Below are 21,859 nucleotides of genomic sequence, written 5' to 3'. Positions count from 1 at the left end.
ATCTTCATAGTTACGAATAGTATACATGCTTTTTGCTTACAAGCAGGTTTATGCAGGTGATTGTCAAAACAATAACAAATAGCAGGATCGCTGCTGCTGAGGCATAGGACGGGTAGCCGCCGCCATTTCCGTAAAGCATGTCGTAAACATAGCCTACGATGGTGTTCATGCCAGCTGCGTTTAAGTCTGTGCCAAAAAGGGCAACTGCATCGCTGTAAGCCTTGAATGCACCGATAAAACCAGTGATGATCAGATAGAAAACAGTGGGGGAGATCATCGGCAGGGTAATCCGGACAAAAATACGGAATCTGGAGGTACCATCTACCCGGGCTGCATTGTAATAATTCTGGTTTACAGAAGCCAGGGCACTGGTAAGGATCAGTACCTTAAATGGCATAACGATCCAGATGGTATAAATGCATAATACCAGCATCTTCGCCCAGTATGGTCCGTCAATAAAATCTACAGGTCCCTGTCCGAACAGCTTCAGCACCAGGTTTATCAGTCCGTCAGAATAAGCAGTTTTTTTGAAAAGGATCATAAATACCAGTCCCACGGCCAGTGTATTGGTTACATATGGCAGGAAGTAAATGGTCTGGAAAAGTTTTTTCAGAGCTTTCACAGAGCTTAAGGCAACGGAAATCAGAAGTGCCAGCAAAGTGGAAAGGGGCACTGTGATCACAACCAGGATAAAGGTATTCCGGATCGCCTGGAGAAAATATGGGTCATGAAGGACGTAGGAATAGTTGTACATACCTGTCCCATAGTAAGTCTGGGAAGCGGAATTATAGCCCTCTTCAAAGGAATAGATAAAAACATCGATAAGAGGGTAGACCATGAAAATACCCAGAAAAAGCATAGCCGGCAGAAGGTACAGCCAGCCTTTGAAGTTTCGTTTGTTCATAGGAGCCTCCCTTTAAAGGTTGATCCGTTCACCAGTATCATGCCGGAACAGGAAGATCTTGTTTGGCTTGATAGAAAAACGGACGGTTTTTGCATCAAGCCGGATCTGGGTGTCAGAGCTGATGATGGAGCGGATCACAGGATTTACGGAGGATGCATGGGTGGAGACAACGGAGATGTCACGGCCCATTACTTCCATGCCGCCAAGCTGGCAGCAGAGCGCTCCCTTCTCATCGGGGATAAATCCCTCCGGACGGATTCCCACAGAAACCGGCTGGTCGGAGATCCCAGGTGTGAGAAGAACTGCATTTTCACCGATGTAAAGGCTTCCGCCACGGATCTGTCCCTCGAATACATTGATGGGAGGGGTACCAAGGAATTTGGCTACAAACAGATTTACAGGGCTGTCGTAAACGTTCTGGGGCTTCCCGATCTGTTGTACCACACCATCCTTCATGACTACGATCATGTCGGAAATGCTCATGGCCTCCTCCTGGTCATGGGTGACAAAGACAGTTGTGATCTTTGTAGCCCGCTGGATCTTGCGGATCTCTTCCCGGGTCTGGAGGCGGAGTCTGGCATCCAGGTTGGAGAGCGGTTCGTCGAGAAGCAGTACGCGGGGCATTTTTACAAGTGCACGGGCAATGGCTACGCGCTGCTGCTGACCGCCGGAGAGCTCGGAAGGACGTCGGTCCATAAGCTCTGTGATCTGCACCAGACGGGCTGCATTCTGAGCCCGCTCATCCATCTGGGATCTGGAAAGCTTGTCCTTTCCTTTCAGATTCTGAAGAGGAAAGAGGATGTTCTGCTTCACTGTGAGGTGGGGGTAAAGTGCATAATTCTGAAATACCATACCAACGCCGCGCCGCTCTGGGGGAAATGAAGTCACATCATCATCGCCGAAAAGAATTCTGCCGCTGGTTGGTTTCTCCAGGCCGCAGATCATATTCAGGGTAGTACTTTTCCCGCAGCCGGAGGGGCCGAGAAGTCCGATCAGCTGACCGTCAGGAATTTCGAAATTGAAATCGCTTACAGCTGTGACCGGCTCCTGAGCCTTTCTTCCACGGGGCGGAAACTGCTTTGTGAGATGTTCTAATACTATTTTCATAATTTCGCTCCTAAATGTTTAATAAAGGTAACTGTCCAGTACCTTCACAGTTACCCGCTTCGCACTGCAGCGGAAAGCCTTTTTCAAACATGCGCTGGATGTCGCTGGAGGCGACCAGCCGCAGGCGGAGAATCCTGCAAGCAGGATTCTGTTTTATTGGGATTTCTGCGAACTGCGTTCCAAAAAACACTTTGCAGAAAATAGCTGCTTAATAAAGTAATTATAGCGAATTTGCATGAGTTGTACAATGAAATTTGGAAAAAAAATCCTCCTGCCTGTCTGGCAGAAGGAAATAAGGTTAAGATTAAGATTCGGGATTGTCAGCAGAAGCGTTGTCAGAAGAAGCAGAAGTAGTATCTGTGCTATCCGTTTCAACGCTGTCAGGTGTGGAATTTGTACTGCTCTGAGGCATAAGTGCAAGCTCCAGGGAAGTGTCTGCATAGAATGTATTTGCATTATAGAGATAAAGTACTTCCTGAATTTCTTCTACCTGCATCAGTTCTTCCAGATCGTCATAGAAATAACGAGGGTCTACCATAACAATCTTGCGGTAGTAAGGTGCCAGGAAAGGTATCAGGCTGTTTGCGTAGGAGTCTTTGATCACAAGTAAGGTACGGTTTTCCTCTGTAGGGGTGGTGATCACAACCTTGCCATGGTTTCCGTTAAAGAACATGGCGTATTTGTCTCTGGTTTCCAGCTTGCTGGTATCGTAAAAGCTGGCCGTTTTTTTCTGTTCGTCTACATAATTTACAACAGAGGAAGGAACCGAGTCATCTCTTGGAAGAAAGACATCCATTTCCTCTTTCTCAGAAGCACGGAAACCGCTTTTTGCGGAAAGGGTTCCCTGGAAGCTCATGGAAACCGGGAGCTTGTCGTAGGAGATGGAAGAAGAATCGATTCCAAGTACCTTTGCAAGCTGCATATAAGCGAAGTAAGCTCCCTGAGTAGTCCAGTGATGGTCTGTGTGGTAATAAATTCCGTCATCCTTGTGCTGGGAAAGGGTGTCACGCACATCCACGAAAGTGACACCTGCCTTTTCAAGAGCAGTGGCAGTTGCGTCCAGATAAGGATTCTGGTCAGTGGCAGCAGCCAGGGCAGGGAGCTTATCTGAAAGGATATTCACGGCATTTGGCGCAATCAGCGCATACTGGGGTAGATCAGAATGTCTTGCTGCAAAATCTGTCATAGCGTTTACGGTACGGTTCAGACGCTCCTGGGAGGGTGCTGTAAAATCCTCCATCAGGTAACCGTTTTCGCCAAGAAAAACGCCGTTTTCCTCCGTATTTCCAAGGATACGCTGAGCTGTGGCGCGCAGTGTGATCCACCAGTCACGAAGGAAAAACTGGTCATTTACATAGGTTTCATAACCATCAGCAAATTTGCCGGATGTGAGCTGTGAAACGCTGATAGCCGGACGGGAGGCCAGCACACGGTTTTCCTTCTGGGAAAAGCCCCGGTCCGGAACTAAAAAATTGATTATCAGTACTGCCAGGATGAAGATTCCGAAAAGGCATCCGGTCAGGTGATAAAAATAGCGGTATCCGTTTGGTTTCTTTTTCATGGGTCCTCCAATTAATATGGTACCAGTTCAGGGCTTTTTCAAATTTACTCTAGAACTGCTGATACATAAATGGTGTGTAGGAACTGTAGATCATATACGCAATACAGAGGAAAAACAGGATTGCGTTTATCACTGCGGCAAGGTAAGTATTGCGTCTTGCAAGGCGCTTGAAATACTGGTAAAGCCCCGGACGGCAGCTGATCACGGAAATGATCATCAGGATCAGTCCGGATTTCAGTGCATACAGGGAGGCACGGTCTGCGAAGCAGGAAGCTCCCAATCCAAACATGGCTCCCAGCATTTTTCCTATGGTTGCAGGTGTGGTCTGGCTGAAAAATACCCAGCCGATGATCACGGCAAACATGGTATATAAATTGCGAAGCCAGACAGGTGCTTTCTCAAGAAAACGTCCAAGAAGGAATTTCTCTGCCAGAAGAAGGAGACCGTAGTAAACACCCCAGAACACAAAGTTCCAGCTGGCGCCATGCCAGAGACCGGTAAGTGCCCATACCACAAGGATGTTGCGGATATGTCGGCCTGTGGAAACACGGTTGCCTCCCAGTGGGATGTAGATGTAATCACGGAACCAGCTTCCAAGAGAAATATGCCAGCGGCGCCAGAATTCAGAGACGCTGGTGGAAATGTAAGGATAATCAAAGTTCTTGTTGAAATTGAAGCCCAGCATTTGTCCAAGACCGATGGCCATATCGGAATATCCGCTGAAATCGAAATACAGCTCCAGTGTATATGCGCCAATGGCAAGCCAGGTTCCCACAAAAGAGGTAGTACCGGAAGCCTGAAGGGTGGTGTACAGAGCGGAAAGATTGTCTGCAAGGAGAACCTTCTTGGAAAGCCCCTTGATAAAGAGCTCTGCACCTGCACCGAGGCGCGTTGTGTTTATACTGCGGCGGCTGATGGATTCCGAAATGTCAGTGTAGCGGACAATGGGTCCGGCTGTCATGTGCGGAAACATGGTGCTGTATACGGCATATGGAAAAAATCCTTTACAGGGTTCTGTTTTTCCCATATAGATGTCCAGGATGTAGGACAGATTCTTAAAGGTATAGAAAGAAAGTCCGATGGGCAATGCAAGCTGCGGATAGGTAAGCTTCAGTCCTGTGACACCGCTGACGGTATCAAGAAGAAATCCCCAGTATTTGAAAAATCCCAGGATCAGAAGGTTGATCACTACTGCGAAAATAAGGTTTCGCTTGCGGGACGGATCTTCATCGGTTATTTTCCCAAGCTCTTTGCCCATGTAATAATTGAAAAAGCTGGAAAACAGCATAAGAACCAGATAGGTAGGATCTCCCCATGCATAAAAGAAAAGGCTTCCTGCGAAAAGTACCGGATTACGGGCCCTGGCCGGCACGAAATAGTAGATCAGCAGAAATATGGGAAGAAAACAAAATATAAAAATTACACTGTTAAATACCATAACGTCAATTCTCCTATATCATGGATAATAAAGCCTGGCGAAGTTCCTGGGCGTTTTCACCGCAGAAATACCAGACATAGGCACCGCGCTTTTCTACAGAAGCTTCTCCGAGAAGTGCCATCTGATCAGTTCCATAGCCTTCGAAAATGTTCTTCTGACTTTCAAGATGAGCCTGAGCTGCTTCTAAATAGGCGCCTGCCTCAGAAGAAGAATTAGCCTTAACTACCAGAACTTCGTCTACAGACATTGGGGAGGCTGCTTTACGGAAAAAGTAGCTGTCTATGTCATTCTCATCAATCTGATAAAAACGGCGAAGACCGGAAACCCCTGGCTCACTAAGGTCCGTAACACCGGAAACCTGTTCAAGGGATGCAGATATTTTGTCCATGGATATGTCTGCTGCGTAGTCGGACACATAGAGGCGTCCCAGATAGACAACCAGGAAAATTACCATGACGGATTTTATGATAAGGGAACCGGTAAGCTTGAAATCAGAAAGGATGCTGGTTCCCTGATTTTTATTTTTCTTCAGATTGCCGCTCAGTTTGCCGGAAAAATCTGAGAGGATATTTCGTTTGGTATTCAGCTTCATACGAGACCTGCCCTTTCTGCCATATAAGTAAGCCATTTGGGGTAGTAGTTGTAAACCATATGCTCACCATCCGGCTCATACATGCTTTCGTCTACAAGGAATGTATCGTCTATAAAAGTGCATCCCATTTCGTCACAAAAGTCCCTGAGTGCCTGATTAAAGCTGTCATAATAAGCAAGGGCAGGACTTTGGTCGATGGCGCTTTGCTGGATGGGAAGAATGCTGTTGATGTAAATGGCAGTATCCGGAAGAGCATTCTGGATCTGTTTCACTTTTACACGGTAGGCGTCAATAAAAGCAGAGGAATCACCATTGTAAATTTCCAGGTCATTTGCTCCAAAGGACAGGAAAAATACGCTTGGATTCAGACTGATGGCGGTATTGATCTGGTCATCTGCATCGTCAATACGAAGTCCCAGCTTGGCAACTACAATACTGGTGTCAAGAAAACCATATTCTGCAATTGATTCTGTAATAGAGTCCCCTACAATAACAGTTCCCTGAAATGCCTGTTTAATTTGTACATCTGTGAGAATATCGCCAAGAACACCCTCCTCTGAGTCCGATCCGGTGGGCTTTTCTTTCTCGGAAAGTGCACGGATCGCATCCTCTATACTGGAGATATCGGCTGTTTCAAGCTTCTGAAGACGTTCAACTGTTTCCTGACATTGTTTGTCAGTATTGCCTGAACGAGAGCAAAAAAAAGCTACCCCTGCAGCCAGCACTACGACAGCTGGGATAACGGCAAGAATGGTTTTGTTGTTTTTAATATTTTTCAAAATTTAATTCTCCGATAAAAAATTAGATATAATGGAACTGTTCCCTGTTTGAACAGTTACGACATAATTCATTTTCCTTCGACATTCATTATAATACCACAGGGAAAAACTTCAAGTATAAAAATGGATTTTTTATATAGGAAATTATACTCTTTTTCCGGCTTTTTGTGGACGAATTTCACGAAAAGGTTTATACTGTCCAAAAAGAACCGGAGGATAACAGGAGGTTAAATGATGGAAGAGAAGAAAAGCAAAATTTTAAGAGGACAGATTCCAACATCTGTATTTTATATTCTTTTTGGACTGTGTCTGGCATTGATGCCTGTAGAAACGGTGAATGTTCTGTGCAAGGTGGTATTTGGGCTGGTTCTGATCGGGGCCGGTGTTTATCACATTCTGATCTTTGTTCTGGAAAAGGATAATTCTACCATACTGGATCTTTTTTCCGGTGTGATCGTGTTGGTGATCGGTATCTTTTTGTTTATGAATCCAACTGTGGTTGTGAAACTGCTGACTCTTATGCTAGGAGCTTTTATTCTGGTGGACAGCATCTGGATGATGCGCGGCAGTATGAAACTAAAGAAGCGCGGGCAGGGCGTTTGGAAGGCATTTCTGGTTGAAAGTCTGATTTTTATAGGACTTGGAGTGCTGATCCTTGTAAATCCATTTTCTGAAATCAGGATGACCGTGCAGATTTCAGGATGTATTTTTGTGGCGAACGGAGTGCTGGATATTATTTTTTATCTGATTCTGAAACATGGGCTGAAAAAAGAGATTCAGGATGGATCAGCTGGTGATGGAAAGAAAGAGGATAAAGTGACAGATGCTGATGTGGCTGTGAAAGATGCTGAAACACCGGACTCAGGTTTTGAACCTGCGAAGAAGGTTGACACTGAGACAGTCGAATCTGGTGCTGAAAATACAGGTGCTCTGGAAGAACAGACAGATCAGGAAGAGCAGACAGATCAGGAAGAGCAGGCGGATCAGGAAGAACAGGCAAGTCAGAAGCCGGAAGAAGAGGAAATTCTGGAGGAATGGAAGGATTGAAGCGGAACATTGTGATCATGGATTTTTCTGGAATTTACCAGGAAGAGCAGTTCTATGAGGGAGAGCAGATTTCCTGGATAGACCTGAGTGATATTTCAGGAACCAACTGCTATTGCGATGGAGATGCCCAGGCGCAGATTCTGGAACGAATGGAAAAATATCCGGTTTCCGGAATTTATTTTATGGATTCCGGAAATTATCATTATATGAGCAGAATCGGGATCGGGCGGGTGAAAGAGCCCTTCAACCTGCTGGTATTTGACAATCATACAGACATGCAGCTTCCTGCTTTCGGAGGGCTTTTGTCCTGCGGGGGGTGGATTGCAAGTGCACTGGAAGAGGTAGAAAAGCTTCATGAGGTCTGGCTGATCGGGCCGGATGAGGAAGCGTACGGGCAGGTGGAAGAACCCTTTAAGGACAGAGTGCATTTTTTGTCCAGAGAGAGGCTGGCTGAGGCAAGGCCGTATATGGCTGAGAAAAAAGGTTCTGAGGAAGAATTGATCAGAAGCTTGGAAATTCCTGCCAATATACCGCTGTATATTTCCATTGATAAGGATGTGCTCTGTCCGGAGGAGGCAGCCACTACCTGGAGCCAAGGAGATATGACTTTAGAAGAGATGTTGAAAGTACTTCTGGCATTGTGCTCTCATTTTGAAAAAGAGAATGGAAAAATCCTGCAGGTGGATATCTGCGGGGAATGTGATCCGGATAAGAGTATGGAAAGTCCTAAAAATGATCATGCAAACAAGGAACTTTTAAGGTTCTGGAAAAAATGGTTTTGAGTGGAGAGAATAATTTATGAAAAATGAACTTCTGCGGATTGGTCCATTTACGGTCTATGGGTACGGACTGATGATCGCCATTGGAATTCTGGCAGCTTATTTTACCGGAGAATACAGGGCAAAAAAGCGGAAACTGCCCTATGAACACGTTTTTTATCTGGTGGTATGGTGCGTAGTGGGAGGATTCCTGGGCGCCAAGATCCTGTATTGGATTACAGAATGGAAAAGTATCCTGGAAAATCCTGGGTTTCTGAGTGCTACTCTGACCGATGGCTTTGTGGTATTTGGTGGAATTGTTGGTGGAATTTTCACGGCGTATGTATATTGCAGGGTAAAAAAACTGAATTTTCTGAAGCTTTTTGATACGTTAATGCCTTCTGTAGCACTTGCACAAGGATTTGGAAGAATTGGGTGTCTGCTGGCAGGATGCTGTTACGGAAAAGAAACGTCCGGTGCTTTTTCCATTACGTTTCATACGTCTGCTTTTGCACCAAATGGGGTGGCGCTGGTTCCTACGCAGATTTATTCCAGTATTCTTGACTTTCTTCATTATGGTTTGCTGCTCTTGATTTTGAGAAGCCAGAAAAAAGATGGAGAGACAGCGGCGGCATATCTGATTTTTTATAGTGCAGGAAGATTTGTGCTAGAGTTTTTTCGCGGAGATCTGGCAAGAGGAAGTGTGGGAGTGCTTTCTACGTCGCAGTTTATTTCAGTCTTTACATTTTTGGCAGGAATTGTGATGTTGGTACAGAGAAAACACGCTTCAAGTCATTGAAATGAAAAATAAAGCATACTCTTAAATGAAAAAGCTTTAAGGGGCAGTTATGGGAAATAAAGACGCGGGCAATTTGAGTATGCAGGAGTCAGTTTCACCGGCACAGAACGAGATGTATGCGGATTTTATTGTAAAATATATGGACGATTTTCAGGAAGACCTGGGCGATGTCCCAGGTTTTAGTTTTCAGAAAATAAACGGAATTTACGGGGTAGTTTATGCACCCTTGACAGAAATTGGAAGGTGGAATATCAATACGTATTCCTACAGTTCTATTCCAAAATGTTATACGCATATGGATCTTGGAGGCCTTAGTGCTTCCGGAATTACCCGGCTTCAGGAACAGCCCTACCTTCAGCTGAAAGGAAGCGGAACAGCTGTTGCGGTTGTGGATTCCGGAATTGACTATCGGAATCCGGTTTTTCAGAACGAAATGGGCAGCAGAATCCTTTGCATCTGGGACCAGACCTTAGAGGGAGATGGGAAAGAAGTGCCTTATGGTCGTGTCTTCTGGAAAAAGGATATTGATCAGGCACTGGCTTCCGGAAATCCTCTGGAAATTGTGCCCTCTGTGGATACGGATGGCCATGGAACCAGAATGGCTGCTATTGCGGCTGGAAATTATTTTCCTGAGGAGAATTTTTCTGGAGCCGCACCAGAAGCCATACTGATCATTGTGAAAGTGAAGCCTGCGAAAAAATATCTCCGGGAGTTCTATCTTTTCCCTGCAGAAGCGGAGCTTTTCCAGGAAAATGACATTATGATGGGAATGGATTTTGCAGTGCGAATTGCGAATGACAGAAGAATGCCTCTTTCTCTGTGCCTTGGAATTGGCAGCAGCCAGGGAGCACATATCGGGAAAAATCCACTGAGTCTTTATGTGGATTATATTTCCCAGTATTCGCTGATCTCAGTTTCTGTTGCAGCTGGAAATGAGGGAGCGGCAAGACATCATTACGCAGGCCGCCTTACAGAGAGAGAAAACCAGGCATTGGCGGAGCTTCGCGTTGGAAACAAGGAGCCAGGATTTACCATGGAATTCTGGGGCGAGCCGCCAGAAATTTATAATCTTTCTTTGCAGTCTCCTACAGGGGAAACTCTGGATATCAGCGCTTCACTGGGGGCGGTGACGCAGGAATTATCTTTTGTCTTTGTGGAAACAAGGGTGAAGGTAAATTATGTTTCTATTGAGAGGCAGACCGGATACACGCTGGTATATTTTCAATTTATCCAGCCGGTACCTGGAATCTGGCGTATTTTTGTTAGAGGAAGAGATGGGCAGAATGTAGGATTTCATATGTGGCTGCCGGTTCAGGGGCTGATTTCGGAGGAAACCTATTTTCTGGAACCATCGCCTTATAATACAGTGACGGCACCTGGAGATTCGCTGGAGAGTATTACCGTGACTGCTTACCAGTATCGTGACAACAGCCTGTATGTCCAGGCAAGCAGAGGCTTTATGCCAGATGGAAATGTAGTTCCACAGGTAGCAGCCCCAGGTGTCCAGATCCGGGTACCCCAGTTAAACGGTCTTTACGGAAATGCCTCCGGCACCAGCCTTTCTGCCGCTCAGACTGCCGGTGCGGCTGCACTTTTGTTCGAATGGGCGGTGATACGTGGGAATCAACCCTATTTTACCGGCTCGAGCGTGAAAAATTATATTACACGAGGGGCGGAGCGTGAAGAACGGATGCAGTATCCCAATCGGGACTGGGGATTTGGGAGAATGGATCTTTATCATACATTTGAGTTATTGGCGTGATAAAAAGCCTTGATAAAACTTGACACAAAATATTGATTCTTTGTATAATAAACCCATAAAATATGGAGAAAGCCTTACGAAGAATGTTTTATCAGAGTAATTGATAGACATAAGAGAAAAGTCGCGAAAATAATCTGATTTAAAAGGAGAAGAATATGAGCCTGAAGATTGAAAAGAAAAATGAAGGAACAAAAGATACTGTAATGCTGTCAGGAAGATTGGACACAACCACAGCTCCTGAATTGGATGTTTTTGCAGAGAAGGAACTGGCAGATACACAGGAACTGGTGCTTGACTTTGCAGATCTTGAGTACATTTCATCTGCTGGTCTGCGTGTGCTTTTGAAATTGCAGAAGGTTATGAATAAAAAAGGAAGTATGAAACTGATCCATGTGGGAGATGTTGTAAAGGAAGTCTTTGAGATTACAGGGTTTACGGATATTTTAACAATAGAGTAACACGCGCAGCAGGTCTGGCAGGTTTTAGGAGTGGTCAGAGAACTTACCATGTGAGGAACCGGTTCAGCGCGCATTTAATAAAGGAATTCTGTATTTTGTGCAGGATTCTTTTTTACATAGTGCAGGAAAAAAGGTATGGTTACCAGGCGGGATGGAAACAGAAGCCTTGGTAGCGTATGGGAAAGGAGCTGTGAAATTTGAAAAGTATTACAGTGGAAGCAAAGATAGAGAATGTGGATAAAGTTACGGAATTTGTAAATGAAGTGCTGGAAGAAAAGGATTGTCCGTTGAAGGTTCAGATGCAGCTGGATGTTGCCATAGATGAGATATTTGGAAACATTGCTTATTATGCTTATGGGAAGGGCAGCGGAAATGCCACAATACAAATTGAAATGGAAGATAATCCGCCGAAAATCACATTGACTTTCATAGACCAGGGAATTCCTTATAATCCACTGGAAAACAAAGATCCGGACATTACACTGGATATTGAAGACAGAGAAATTGGAGGGCTTGGAATTTTTCTGGTAAAGAAAACCATGGATGAGCTTTCTTATGAATACGCTGACGGACAGAATATTTTAACCATGAAAAAAGAACTGGTATAAGATTAAAAACAAAAAAGATAAATGTTTACAAAAATAGACTGACTTTTTTGTGAATATTAAATACAAATATTTTAAGCCAACCTAATTGTTTTTGTACGCCTTATTTGGTATACTGTATAAAACAAAAGAAAGCAGGAAAATATTATGAAGAGAGGCAGTATTTTTGAAACGGATGGTATCCCGCGGATACAGGAAGCCCTTCCTCTTGCGTTGCAGCATGTTGTTGCAATGATCGTGGGATGTGTCACCCCTGCCATTATTGTGGCAGGCGCAGCAGGGCTTGAGAATAAGGATCAGGTCATTCTTATTCAGGCAGCTCTGGTAGTTGCTGCGCTGTCTACTTTACTCCAGCTTTTTCCCATTGGGAAGAAGTACAGGATTGGTTCAGGACTTCCAATCATTATGGGTGTCAGCTTCGCATATGTACCAAGTATGCAGGCCATTGCGGACGGATACGGAATCGACACCATTTTGGGAGCCCAGATTGTAGGCGGTGTTGTTGCCGTTATCATGGGAATTATGGTAAAAAAGATCAGGGTATTTTTTCCGCCTCTGATCACAGGAACAGTGGTATTTACCATCGGACTTTCCCTGTATCCCACTGCGATCAACTATATGGCTGGTGGAACCTCTAATCCGGATTATGGCTCCTGGCAGAACTGGCTGGTGGCTTTCTTTACCCTTGCAGTGGTAACAGTCCTGAACCACTTTGGAAAAGGAATCTGGAAGCTTTCTTCTATTCTGATTGGTATGCTGGCCGGATATGTGGTATCCATTCCATTCGGAATGGTGGATCTTTCAAGCGTGGGCAAGGCAAGTGTATTCCAGGTACCACAGCCGTTGCACTTCGGAGTGCATTTTGAGATTTCTGCATGTGTAGCCATCGGACTGCTTTTTGCAATTAACTCAATTCAGGCAATCGGTGACTACTCTGCAACTACTATCGGTGCTATGAACCGGACGCCAAAGGATTCAGAGCTTCAGGGTGGTATTGTAGCTTATGGTATTACCAATATTCTTGGAGCCCTGTTTGGAGGACTTCCAACTGCAACATACAGCCAGAACGTTGGTATTGTCACCACGACCAAGGTTATCAACCGCTGGGTTCTGGGGCTGGCAGCTGCTTTTCTTGGAATTGCCGGATTTGTTCCGAAATTTTCAGCACTTTTGACCACGATTCCCCAGTGCGTATTGGGTGGTGCTACAGTTTCCGTATTTGCATCTATTGCTATGACAGGTATGAAGCTGGTGGCTTCTGCAGAAATGGATTACCGTAATTCCTCCATTGTAGGTCTGGCTGCAGCACTTGGTGTGGGTGTTTCCCAAGCAAATGCAGCACTTGCCACACTTCCTGCATGGGTGACTACCATTTTCGGAAAATCTCCGGTTGTGCTGGCGACGATCATAGCAGTCTGTCTGAACCTGATCCTGCCCAAGGCTAGGGATGAGGAGAAAGAAGAGAAAATTCATGACAGCCAGGTTCAGGAGAAACTGGAAGAAGATCATAAGATGTTTGGAAATGGTCAGGAATAAGGCAGAAGGAATCATGGATTTTTGCTGATTGTGTGAAAAATAAAGAAAAAGTAAGAACTCCTTTGTTCTGTAAGATCAGTTAGAGCCTTTTTTAAACACGCTCTAACTGATCTTATAGAGAAAGGAGTTCTTTTCTTTTTCGTGAGCCACAAGAAAAACATGTAGAATATGTTTCGCCCTGTTTAAATCATGATACAGTATAGGGGATTTTCTGCCGGCTCTGAACTCAGAACGGCGTGGTTATTTTGTTACTGTTCACTGGTAACGTTATTTTCTGTATACGCAGACCGGAAGTCCGTCTTCGCCCATAGGCAGCTCTACATTTCCTTGAATCAGTGGACTTGCATAATGGATGAAATCCTCTGTTACGTCAGAACCGTCCTGGCTGATCCAGGAAAGGGGAACGGTTTTTTCCTCATTACAGATTTCATTGACATCCTCAAGTCCGCATCTCATCTGGTAAACGCCCTCAGAGGTCTCCTGACGGATGAAAGATACCATTTTTCCAGTTTCGCCTTTCAGTGCAGCCTGAACGCCGAAAATACCGGCTGTAATGGCCTCCTGGCGGTCCGTGTCAGAGAGCATGGAGGCACTGCAGCGCTGGCTTACATTCAGTTCAATGGAGCGGGCTTTCACGCCAAGTCGGCTTCGCACCAGGTTTTCCAGATATTTGCCGCAGCCTGCCAGCATTTTATGACCAAAAGTATCGGTGCCTACAGAATTGTCATATTCGCAGATAAAAGTTCCTTTATTATCATGAATGCCTTCGGAAACGCAGACAACAACATTACAGTTTTTTTCGAAGCAGGCTTCTGTTTTTTTCAAAAATTCTTCTGTATCAAAGGCTGTTTCCGGAAGATAAATAAGAAGCGGGTTATCGCCGGTATATTTGCGGGCGAGAGCGCTGGCCGCTGTGAGCCATCCGGCATGACGTCCCATGATCTCTACGATGGTCACGGATTTTTTTTCATAAACATTGGCATCCAGGGTGATTTCACGGACTGTGGAAGCCACATATCTGGCAGCACTGCCAAATCCAGGAGTGTGGTCGGTATGCACAAGATCATTGTCAATGGTCTTCGGCTCTCCGATAATGCGGATGTCACTGCCAATCATGGCTGCGTAGCGGGAAAGCTTGCTCACAGTATCCATGGAATCGTTGCCGCCGATGTAGAAAAACCAGCCAATATTCATCTCCTCAAATTTGCGGAAAAGCTCTGGATATACCGGATCTTCCAGAGATTCCGGAAGCTTATAGCGGCAGGAGCCCAGGTAAGCGCCTGGGGTGTAGGTAAGATATTTCAGCTTTTCCCCGGGAAGTGCTTCTTCAAAGTCAAGAATGGTGCCCTTCAGAAATCCTTCAATACCGTTTATCATGCCATAAACATGTCCGATTTCTTCCTGTTTTATGCCCTCAGAAACTACACCATAAAGGCTGCTGTTGATAACTGCAGTAGGTCCGCCGGATTGTCCGACGATCAAGTTCTTTTTTTCCATTTTAATGAAACCTCCTGTTGTTCTTAGCGCCTGTTTGAAAAAGGTTTGCTGCAAAATATACCACAAAGGGGGCGTGCAGATTGTTGAAATGCTTTTTCAAACAGGCTCTGGTATTTTTATTATAACAGGAGAGAGCGTATGTGGCAAATGAGAAAAATCCGATTGTGGGAAAAGGCAGGATGGATTATAATAAGAAGCAGGGAAACTGCAGGAGCGTATTTGAAAAGGCTTTCTGCAAGATGTGCGTCACAAAGTGGGGCATAAAGATTGCCGGAATGCTTTTTTAAACAGGCTCCAGTGAGAAAGCTGGGATTATATATGGAAAAAGAGCGTGATATGCGGTATGAAAAATTCCAGACAACAGGACAGGAGCGGATTCGGCTTGCCTGCGCATTGGAAGGATTTTTTTTAGCAAATGAGTGCGAAGAAGAGAAAAAAACTGCCTATGGCCAGTATCTGAAGCGAAGGATCCGCCCTGCTATGGAAGCTTTGATCCGGGAAGAGAATGTGGGGAAAATGGAGCTTTTGGAGAATTCTGGCTGGTTTGGAGCAGAAGAACTGGAGAATTTTATCTGTACTGCCAGAAGAGAGCGAAAGCTGGAGAGCCTGGTGTGGCTGATGAGGTTAAAGAATCAGAAATACGGATATAAAGAGAAAAAATTTGACCTTTAGCAGGAAAGAAAGCGAAACTATGCAGGATAATAAAGAAAGAAAAATGTCTGAAAATACAGGCAGTTCCATAAAGAAAAAAAGGAAATACCAGGAAATGGGAATGAAAATCCTGCATACCTGCAGAAGTGAAATCTGTGCAAGATTTCCGTTTTTTTCTTATGCATCAGCAGCCCTTTCGGTGGTCGTGGAGGCAAAAATGTTTCCGAACAGCATGGGAAATGAGAGCTCTTCGCAGTCCTGGATCCATGGAATTGGAACTGACGGTGAGAGGATAATAGCAGACCCTGTATTTCTGATCTATACGTGGGCAGGGAATCCAGAAAGGCTGAAAAGAGGTTGTCTGCACATGTTATTTCACTGCCTTTACCAGCATCCTTTTTCTGACAAAAAGATGGAAGAAAGATTGTGGAATGTGGCCTGTGATCTGGCTGTGGAGCTTCTGATCTGGCAGAATATTCCGGAAAATTTATGGCAATATTCGTCAGAAGAACTGCAAAAAAGAAGACAGATTTTTGAATTTTTTAAAGGCAGAAATTGCTCTGCTCAGGTACTTTATCAGCTTCTGAAACAGGAAAAATTCCCTTTTAATATTGAAGAGCTGGAATCTCTTTTTTCCTTTGATGATCATTCTTTATGGAGTGTAAATCCATGGAAAAGGGAACAAAAACGGTGCAGGTGGGAAAAGATTCTTACATATACCACCCTTGGAAGGGAGCGGCAGAAGCATCGGATCGGAGCAAGTTCTGGAAGTAAAGAAGAGGAATTGGAGGAACTGTACAAAAGCCGATATGATTATCGGAAATTTCTCCGAAAATTTGCTTTTCCCAGGGAAGAAATCCAATTGGATGAGGATAGCTTTGATTATATTTTTTATAATTTTGGAATGGAGCAGTATGGAAATCTGCCGCTGATCGAGCCGTTGGAATACAAAGAAGTGAATCGTCTGGAGGAATTGGTGATCGCCATTGATACCTCTGGTTCCTGTTCCAAGGAGCTGGTCCGGAGATTCCTTGGAGAGACTTACCAGATCCTCAGCACCCGGGAGAATTTTTTTAAGAAAATGAAAGTATATATTGTCCAATGTGACTGTTGTATTCAGTGGTACCAGGTGATCCATTCAGAGGAAGAATGGAAAGAATATATGCAGAAGATAACCATACAGGGACGGGGCGGAACCGATTTCAGGCCTGTTTTTGAACTGATCAGAAAGGAACAGGAGAAGCGGGAATTGCAGAATCTGAAGGCTTTGATCTACTTTACTGACGGAGATGGGATTTATCCGAGACAGAAACCGGATTATGAAACGGCCTTTGTATTTGTGAAAAAGACGGAAAATATGAGACTTGTGCCGGACTGGGCTTATAAACTGGTTATCGGCGAAAGGATAAAAATATGAATATCAAAGACGCAAAAAATGAGATTATCCATACCCTTGCTGCTTATCTGAAAAAGGACGGGAATGGAGTTTATACCTATTCTTTGGTACGGCAGCGCCCAATCCTTCTGATCGGTCCGCCGGGAATCGGGAAAACTGCAGTTATGGAGCAGGTCGCAGCCGAATGTAAGGTGGGCTTGGTGGCTTACACCATCACGCATCATACTCGTCAGAGTGCAGTAGGACTTCCCAAAATTGTCACCAGGAATTACGGTGGAATGGAAATTGATATAACAGAATACACCATGAGTGAAATTATTGCTTCTGTGTATGAGTACATGGAACAAACGGGAAAAAAGGAGGGAATCCTTTTTATAGATGAGATCAATTGCGTGTCAGAGACGTTGGCCCCGGCTATGCTGCAGTTTTTGCAGAACAAGACCTTTGGAACCCATAAGGTGCCGCAGGGATGGATTATTGTAGCTGCTGGCAATCCGCCTGCATACAACAAATCGGTCCGGGAATTTGACATTGTTACGCTGGATCGTGTAAGAAAGATTTCCATACAGGCAGATACAGATATATGGCTGGAATATGCGGGGGAAAAGGGCATACATGGCGCAATTTTGTCCTATCTTTCCCTTAAAAAAGAGAATTTTTATATGGTGGAAAATACAGTAGATGGCAAGTTTTTTGTGACTGCCAGAGGTTGGGAGGATCTTTCCGAAATCCTGAAAAGTTATGAGGAACTGCAAGTGGAAATCGGAGAGGAACTGATTGGGGAATTCCTTCAAAAAGAGGAAATTGCAAGAGATTTTGCCGGTTATTACAGACTGTATGAGAAGTATAAATCTGATTATCAGATACAGGAAATTCTTGATGGAAATGTAACTACCAGGCAGCTGAAGACTTGTTGCGATATGGGAAAAAAAGCATCTTTTGAAGAACGCTTTACTGTAACCGAAATGCTTCTTGAAGCTGTGACAGAAAGAATTTCAGTCTTTCAGAAAACAGATAAAAAGACAGAAAAACTATACGAAAATCTTAAATTGCTGAAGATTTTTTTGCAGGAAAAGAACAGTGTAGAAGCTATGGAACAGTTTGTTGCTTCCAGAAGAAAAGCACTAGATGCGAAAATCTGTTCAGAGCTTCTGACAGCAGAAGAAGCTGCCAGGGAAGAGGAACAGATCAGAATTCTGGAAGAGTATTTTTTCCAATTGAAAGAGCTGCATATTTCTGGCGTGACAGAAGGAATAGAACAAATCGTCGAACGGTTTGGCAATGTTTGCAGATTACGAAACGAGAAACTTGAGGAAACGAAGAAGATGCTGGAACATGCCTTTTCTTTTCTGGAGGAATGCTTTGGGGAAGGGCAGGAATTGCTGTTGTTTGAAACCGGTCTGACAGGAGATGACAGATGCAGTATTTTCATCTCTCAGTATGGCTGTTCTTCTTATTTTAAACATTGTGAACTTTTGCTTTACAGCAAAAAAGAAAATGAGCTGAGGAAAGAGTGCAGGGATTTGCTGGAAGAATAAGTGAAGAATGTAGGAATTACTGATGCTGAAGGTATGGCGTGTATAATAATCTGAGCACGAAATCATGCTTTGCATGATCTCGCGCCGCAATCCTGAGACAGAGGTTGCAGGAAAATTTTATAGCCTATATAATATAGAGAGATTTTAAAAGTTTGATATATGCGAAACTTCAGATTGTGTGAATAATATTGGTAGAAGGAGGTTGCCATGAGTGAAGATAAGAAACCCAAAAAGAAGAAAAAAGCAGGAGATATATTTCTCACAATTGTACTGATTGCTGCAATCTGTATATTTTGCTACGCGGCATATAATCTTTATCACATTTATACAGAGTATAAGAAAGGCTCAGATGAGTATAATGCGATTGCCCAGATGGCGGTGACAGAGCGTGATCCGGATCAGGACAGTACCAGTGACAGTGAGGAAACAGTAGGACCAGACGGACCGACTCTGAAGGCCCCGCTGGATATTGATTTTGATTCTCTTCGAAGCATTAATACAGATGTAATCGGCTGGATCTATGTGGAGGCACTTGATGGTGTCAGCTATCCGGTGGTAAAGGGAACTGACAATGACCAGTATCTTCATATGACTTATGAGAAGAATTATAATTTTGCCGGAACTATTTTCATTGACTATGAGAATAAGGCGGATTTCAGTGACTGCAATACGCTGGTATACGGTCACAATATGAAGAACGGGACTATGTTTGGACAGCTGAAGAATTTCAGTAAGGATGATTCTGCTTACAATAAGAGCAAATATTTCTGGATCTTTACCCCGGAGAAGACTTACCGGTATGAGATTATTTCTGCGTATACCACAGCGGTAAACAGTGATACATATACACTGTTTAAGGGACCTGGACAGGAGTTTGTGGATTATATGAATAAAATAGTCTCCTATTCTGATGTTAAGACTACACCAGGTGAGTTGGGCGTAGACGACAAGATCGTTACCCTTTCCACATGTACCGGTAATGAGTCTACCCGTTATGTGGTTCAGGGAAAAAGAGTGGATACTTTGGATGTTGTGAAGAAATCAGACAGCACGAAGCAGACAGGTGATAATTAGAATCGGATCTTCTTGAAAAAAGCATGCAGACCTGTAAACGGCCGGGAAATTTCTGCAGGGCTGCAGAGGGATTTTGAGAGAGATATCGGAAAGCATATTACTGAAAAATGTGTACCGTATAATGATTGGAGGAATGGACATGAGTAAGGAAGTGGAAAGGCTTCAGGAGCTGATCGACCAGTACGATAATATTGTATTTTTCGGAGGAGCAGGAGTTTCTACGGAGAGCGGGATCCCGGATTTTCGAAGCCAGGACGGACTTTATAATCAGAAGTATGATTATCCGCCGGAAACTATTTTAAGTCATACCTTTTTCATGGGTCATCCTGAGGAATTTTATCGTTTTTATCAGGACAAGATGCTATGCGATACAGCGAAGCCGAATGCAGCTCATCTGAAGCTGGCAGAGCTGGAAGAGGCTGGAAAGCTGAAAGCAGTTATCACCCAGAATATTGATAATCTGCATCAGATGGCAGGCAGTAAACATGTACTGGAGCTTCACGGAAGTGTATACCGGAATTACTGTATGAGATGTGGGAAATCCTATGACTTCAAATATATGAAAGCAGCGGAAGGGGTTCCAAGGTGTTCCTGCGGTGGAATTATCAAGCCGGATGTGGTTCTTTATGAAGAAGGACTGAATGACCGCACTATCAATGAGTCTGTGCGTGCTATTTCCCAGGCGCAGGTTCTTATTATAGGAGGGACGTCTCTGGCAGTTTATCCCGCGGCAGGATTGATCGATTACTTTTCGGGAGAACATCTGGTAGTGATCAATAAGTCCCCGACGCCAAGAGACCGGTATGCAGATCTTTTGATCAAGGAGCCTATCGGACAGGTGTTTTCCCAGATAAAAGTTAATAAATAATGTGCTGGAGAAAGGTTCTAAAGCAAAAATGAAGCAGGTAAATAAGGAGTTTATATATGGCAGCAGTTGTTTATGAAGTTGGAGATATTGTTACCTTGAAGAAGGGCCATCCATGCGGCAGCAAAGAATGGGAAATCTTAAGAGTAGGTGCAGATTTTCGCCTGAAATGCATGGGCTGTGGACATCAGATTATGGTACCGCGGAAGATGGTGGAGAAAAATACAAAAAATCTTCAAAAAAAGGAAAAATAATGCTTTACAGCCTGAAAAAAGTATGTTAGAATTAAAAATCGTGATATATAAAATATCCTTGCTCTTTGACAGGCAAAGGGCCAACAGACCATAAGGAGGTAAGACAAGCATGAACAAGTACGAGTTAGCATTAGTTGTTAGCGCAAAAGTTGAAGACGAAGTACGTGATGCAGTAGTTGAGAAAGCTAAAGGATACATCACTCGTTACAATGGCGTTATCACAGACGTTGAAGAATGGGGTAAGAAGAAATTAGCTTACGAGATTCAGAAAATGCATGAAGGCTTCTACTACTTTATTCAGTTTGAGGCAGACGCACAGTGTCCGGCAGAAGTAGAAAGACATGTACGTATCATGGACAACGTATTAAGATACTTAGTTGTCAGAAAAGACGCATAATCTTTTTGCATAATCGGATTTAGAAAGCACCATTAAGAGCCCGTTCACTTAGTATATTAAGAGAGGTAAGAAGAATGAACAAAGTAATTTTAATGGGACGCTTAACAAGAGATCCTGAGGTAAGATATTCCGCAGGAGAGAATGCACTGGCAATTGCCAGATACACATTAGCGGTAGACAGAAGATTCCGTCGCGATGGAGAAGCAAGTGCTGATTTCATTCAGTGTGTTTCTTTTGGACGTACGGCAGAGTTTGCTGAGAAGTATTTCCGTCAGGGACTGAAGATTGCCGTTACAGGTCGTATTCAGACCGGAAGCTATACCAACCGTGATGGACAGAAGGTTTACACTACAGAGGTTGTTGTGGAAGATCAGGAGTTTGCTGAGAGCAAGGCTTCCAGCGACAGTTATGCTGCTTCCCATCCGCGCACAAGTGCACCGGAGGCATCTATGCCGAACCCGGGAACCGCTGCAGAGGGCTTTATGAACATTCCGGATGGCATTGACGAGGAATTGCCATTTAACTAGAGCTTAGCTCTTAGAACTGAATAAAACAGGAGGAAAACCAACATGGCTTACAATAATAGAAGCGAAAGACCAGATTCTCCAATGAAGAGAAGAGGCGGCCGCAGAAGAAAAAAAGTTTGCGTATTCTGTGGTAAAGAGAATAACGAGATCGATTACAAGGATGTAGCAAAATTAAGAAAATATGTTTCCGAGAGAGGAAAAATCCTTCCTAGAAGAATCACAGGAAACTGCGCGAAACATCAGAGAGCTCTGACTGTTGCTGTTAAGAGAGCACGTCATCTTGCTATGATGCCATACATCCAGGACTAATTTGG

General features: G+C 44.1%; 24 protein-coding genes. 17 read left to right on the top strand and 7 right to left on the bottom strand.

Annotated elements, in window-relative coordinates; all coding sequences use genetic code 11:
* Window positions 1–10: 10 nt before the first annotated feature.
* The 6 genes from AB5642_RS01015 to AB5642_RS00990 form a co-directional block, all read right to left on the bottom strand.
* Window positions 11–904, bottom strand: coding sequence for a carbohydrate ABC transporter permease (locus AB5642_RS01015; protein ID WP_294674181.1), 894 nt, complete (start codon window positions 902–904; stop codon window positions 11–13).
* 12 nt (window positions 905–916) lie between these two features.
* Window positions 917–2,011, bottom strand: coding sequence for an ABC transporter ATP-binding protein (locus AB5642_RS01010; protein WP_173715683.1), 1,095 nt, complete (start codon window positions 2,009–2,011; stop codon window positions 917–919).
* Window positions 2,012–2,315: 304 nt separating this feature from the next.
* A complete protein-coding gene (locus AB5642_RS01005; RefSeq protein ID WP_195590811.1) occupies window positions 2,316–3,572 on the bottom strand; it encodes a DHHW family protein in 1,257 nt (418 codons plus the stop codon).
* 49 nt (window positions 3,573–3,621) lie between these two features.
* Complete coding sequence (locus tag AB5642_RS01000) at window positions 3,622–5,010, bottom strand: MBOAT family protein (RefSeq protein ID WP_237925922.1); 1,389 nt, start codon at window positions 5,008–5,010, stop codon at window positions 3,622–3,624.
* 13 nt (window positions 5,011–5,023) lie between these two features.
* Window positions 5,024–5,602, bottom strand: coding sequence for a DUF4358 domain-containing protein (locus AB5642_RS00995; RefSeq protein ID WP_237925921.1), 579 nt, complete (start codon window positions 5,600–5,602; stop codon window positions 5,024–5,026).
* The gene (locus tag AB5642_RS00990; protein ID WP_173718863.1) at window positions 5,599–6,381 is read right to left on the bottom strand and encodes a GDSL-type esterase/lipase family protein; all 783 of its coding nucleotides are present in this window, start codon (window positions 6,379–6,381) and stop codon (window positions 5,599–5,601) included. Before AB5642_RS00990 ends, AB5642_RS00995 begins: the two co-directional genes overlap by 4 nt.
* Window positions 6,382–6,612: 231 nt before the next feature.
* Here AB5642_RS00990 and AB5642_RS00985 point away from each other — a divergent pair, with 231 nt between their 5' ends.
* The 7 genes from AB5642_RS00985 (at window position 6,613) to AB5642_RS00955 (ending at window position 13,346) form a co-directional block, all read left to right on the top strand.
* Entirely contained in the window at window positions 6,613–7,428 is an 816-nt protein-coding gene (locus AB5642_RS00985) for an HdeD family acid-resistance protein (protein WP_148463144.1), read from the top strand.
* Window positions 7,416–8,210 (top strand): arginase family protein, encoded by a 795-nt coding sequence (locus AB5642_RS00980; RefSeq protein ID WP_368371407.1) that lies wholly within the window; start codon window positions 7,416–7,418, stop codon window positions 8,208–8,210. Before AB5642_RS00985 ends, AB5642_RS00980 begins: the two co-directional genes overlap by 13 nt.
* Window positions 8,211–8,226: 16 nt before the next feature.
* On the top strand, window positions 8,227–8,985 hold the full coding sequence (locus AB5642_RS00975) for a prolipoprotein diacylglyceryl transferase (RefSeq protein ID WP_148463146.1): 759 nt from the start codon (window positions 8,227–8,229) through the stop codon (window positions 8,983–8,985).
* Window positions 8,986–9,034: 49 nt separating this feature from the next.
* Window positions 9,035–10,747, top strand: a complete 1,713-nt coding sequence (locus AB5642_RS00970; protein WP_148463147.1) for a S8 family peptidase — start codon at window positions 9,035–9,037, stop codon at window positions 10,745–10,747.
* Between the two features lie 155 nt (window positions 10,748–10,902).
* Complete coding sequence (locus AB5642_RS00965; protein WP_173715676.1) at window positions 10,903–11,205, top strand: STAS domain-containing protein; 303 nt, start codon at window positions 10,903–10,905, stop codon at window positions 11,203–11,205.
* Between the two features lie 197 nt (window positions 11,206–11,402).
* On the top strand, window positions 11,403–11,813 hold the full coding sequence (locus tag AB5642_RS00960; RefSeq protein WP_195992535.1) for an ATP-binding protein: 411 nt from the start codon (window positions 11,403–11,405) through the stop codon (window positions 11,811–11,813).
* Between the two features lie 144 nt (window positions 11,814–11,957).
* The gene (locus tag AB5642_RS00955) at window positions 11,958–13,346 is read left to right on the top strand and encodes a uracil-xanthine permease family protein (protein ID WP_173718859.1); all 1,389 of its coding nucleotides are present in this window, start codon (window positions 11,958–11,960) and stop codon (window positions 13,344–13,346) included.
* A 267-nt stretch (window positions 13,347–13,613) separates the two neighbouring features.
* Here the strand turns inward: AB5642_RS00955 and AB5642_RS00950 are convergent, their stop codons facing one another.
* Entirely contained in the window at window positions 13,614–14,843 is a 1,230-nt protein-coding gene (locus AB5642_RS00950; protein WP_173735899.1) for a 6-phosphofructokinase, read from the bottom strand.
* A gap of 140 nt (window positions 14,844–14,983) precedes the next feature.
* Between AB5642_RS00950 and AB5642_RS00945 the strand changes: the two genes are divergently transcribed.
* The 10 genes from AB5642_RS00945 (at window position 14,984) to rpsR (ending at window position 21,854) form a co-directional block, all read left to right on the top strand.
* Complete coding sequence (locus tag AB5642_RS00945) at window positions 14,984–15,130, top strand: hypothetical protein (RefSeq protein ID WP_368371406.1); 147 nt, start codon at window positions 14,984–14,986, stop codon at window positions 15,128–15,130.
* A gap of 31 nt (window positions 15,131–15,161) precedes the next feature.
* Complete coding sequence (locus AB5642_RS00940; RefSeq protein ID WP_294675184.1) at window positions 15,162–15,515, top strand: hypothetical protein; 354 nt, start codon at window positions 15,162–15,164, stop codon at window positions 15,513–15,515.
* Between the two features lie 94 nt (window positions 15,516–15,609).
* Window positions 15,610–16,911 (top strand): VWA-like domain-containing protein, encoded by a 1,302-nt coding sequence (locus AB5642_RS00935; RefSeq protein WP_368371405.1) that lies wholly within the window; start codon window positions 15,610–15,612, stop codon window positions 16,909–16,911.
* The gene (locus tag AB5642_RS00930) at window positions 16,908–18,428 is read left to right on the top strand and encodes an ATP-binding protein (RefSeq protein ID WP_368371404.1); all 1,521 of its coding nucleotides are present in this window, start codon (window positions 16,908–16,910) and stop codon (window positions 18,426–18,428) included. The genes AB5642_RS00935 and AB5642_RS00930 overlap by 4 nt, the downstream gene beginning before the upstream one ends.
* A 207-nt stretch (window positions 18,429–18,635) precedes the next feature.
* Window positions 18,636–19,502, top strand: coding sequence for a class B sortase (gene srtB, locus AB5642_RS00925; protein ID WP_368371403.1), 867 nt, complete (start codon window positions 18,636–18,638; stop codon window positions 19,500–19,502).
* A gap of 139 nt (window positions 19,503–19,641) precedes the next feature.
* Entirely contained in the window at window positions 19,642–20,370 is a 729-nt protein-coding gene (locus tag AB5642_RS00920; RefSeq protein WP_173715670.1) for an NAD-dependent protein deacylase, read from the top strand.
* Window positions 20,371–20,426: 56 nt separating this feature from the next.
* Window positions 20,427–20,621 carry a DUF951 domain-containing protein gene (locus tag AB5642_RS00915; protein ID WP_173715669.1) on the top strand — a complete coding sequence of 65 codons (195 nt, stop codon included), beginning with the start codon at window positions 20,427–20,429 and terminating at the stop codon, window positions 20,619–20,621.
* A gap of 109 nt (window positions 20,622–20,730) precedes the next feature.
* Window positions 20,731–21,018, top strand: a complete 288-nt coding sequence (gene rpsF, locus AB5642_RS00910) for a 30S ribosomal protein S6 (RefSeq protein WP_117851485.1) — start codon at window positions 20,731–20,733, stop codon at window positions 21,016–21,018.
* Window positions 21,019–21,092: 74 nt separating this feature from the next.
* Complete coding sequence (locus tag AB5642_RS00905; protein WP_118583680.1) at window positions 21,093–21,545, top strand: single-stranded DNA-binding protein; 453 nt, start codon at window positions 21,093–21,095, stop codon at window positions 21,543–21,545.
* Window positions 21,546–21,587: 42 nt separating this feature from the next.
* Window positions 21,588–21,854 (top strand): 30S ribosomal protein S18, encoded by a 267-nt coding sequence (rpsR, locus tag AB5642_RS00900; RefSeq protein WP_118583682.1) that lies wholly within the window; start codon window positions 21,588–21,590, stop codon window positions 21,852–21,854.
* Window positions 21,855–21,859 lie beyond the last annotated feature (5 nt).

Origin of the sequence: Ruminococcus sp. 1001136sp1_2201st1_G3_2201SCRN_220225, from assembly GCF_040924365.1 — a bacterium.
Lineage (GTDB): Bacteria > Bacillota > Clostridia > Lachnospirales > Lachnospiraceae > Blautia_A > Blautia_A faecis.
This window is presented reverse-complemented; position numbering and strand designations above follow the sequence as displayed.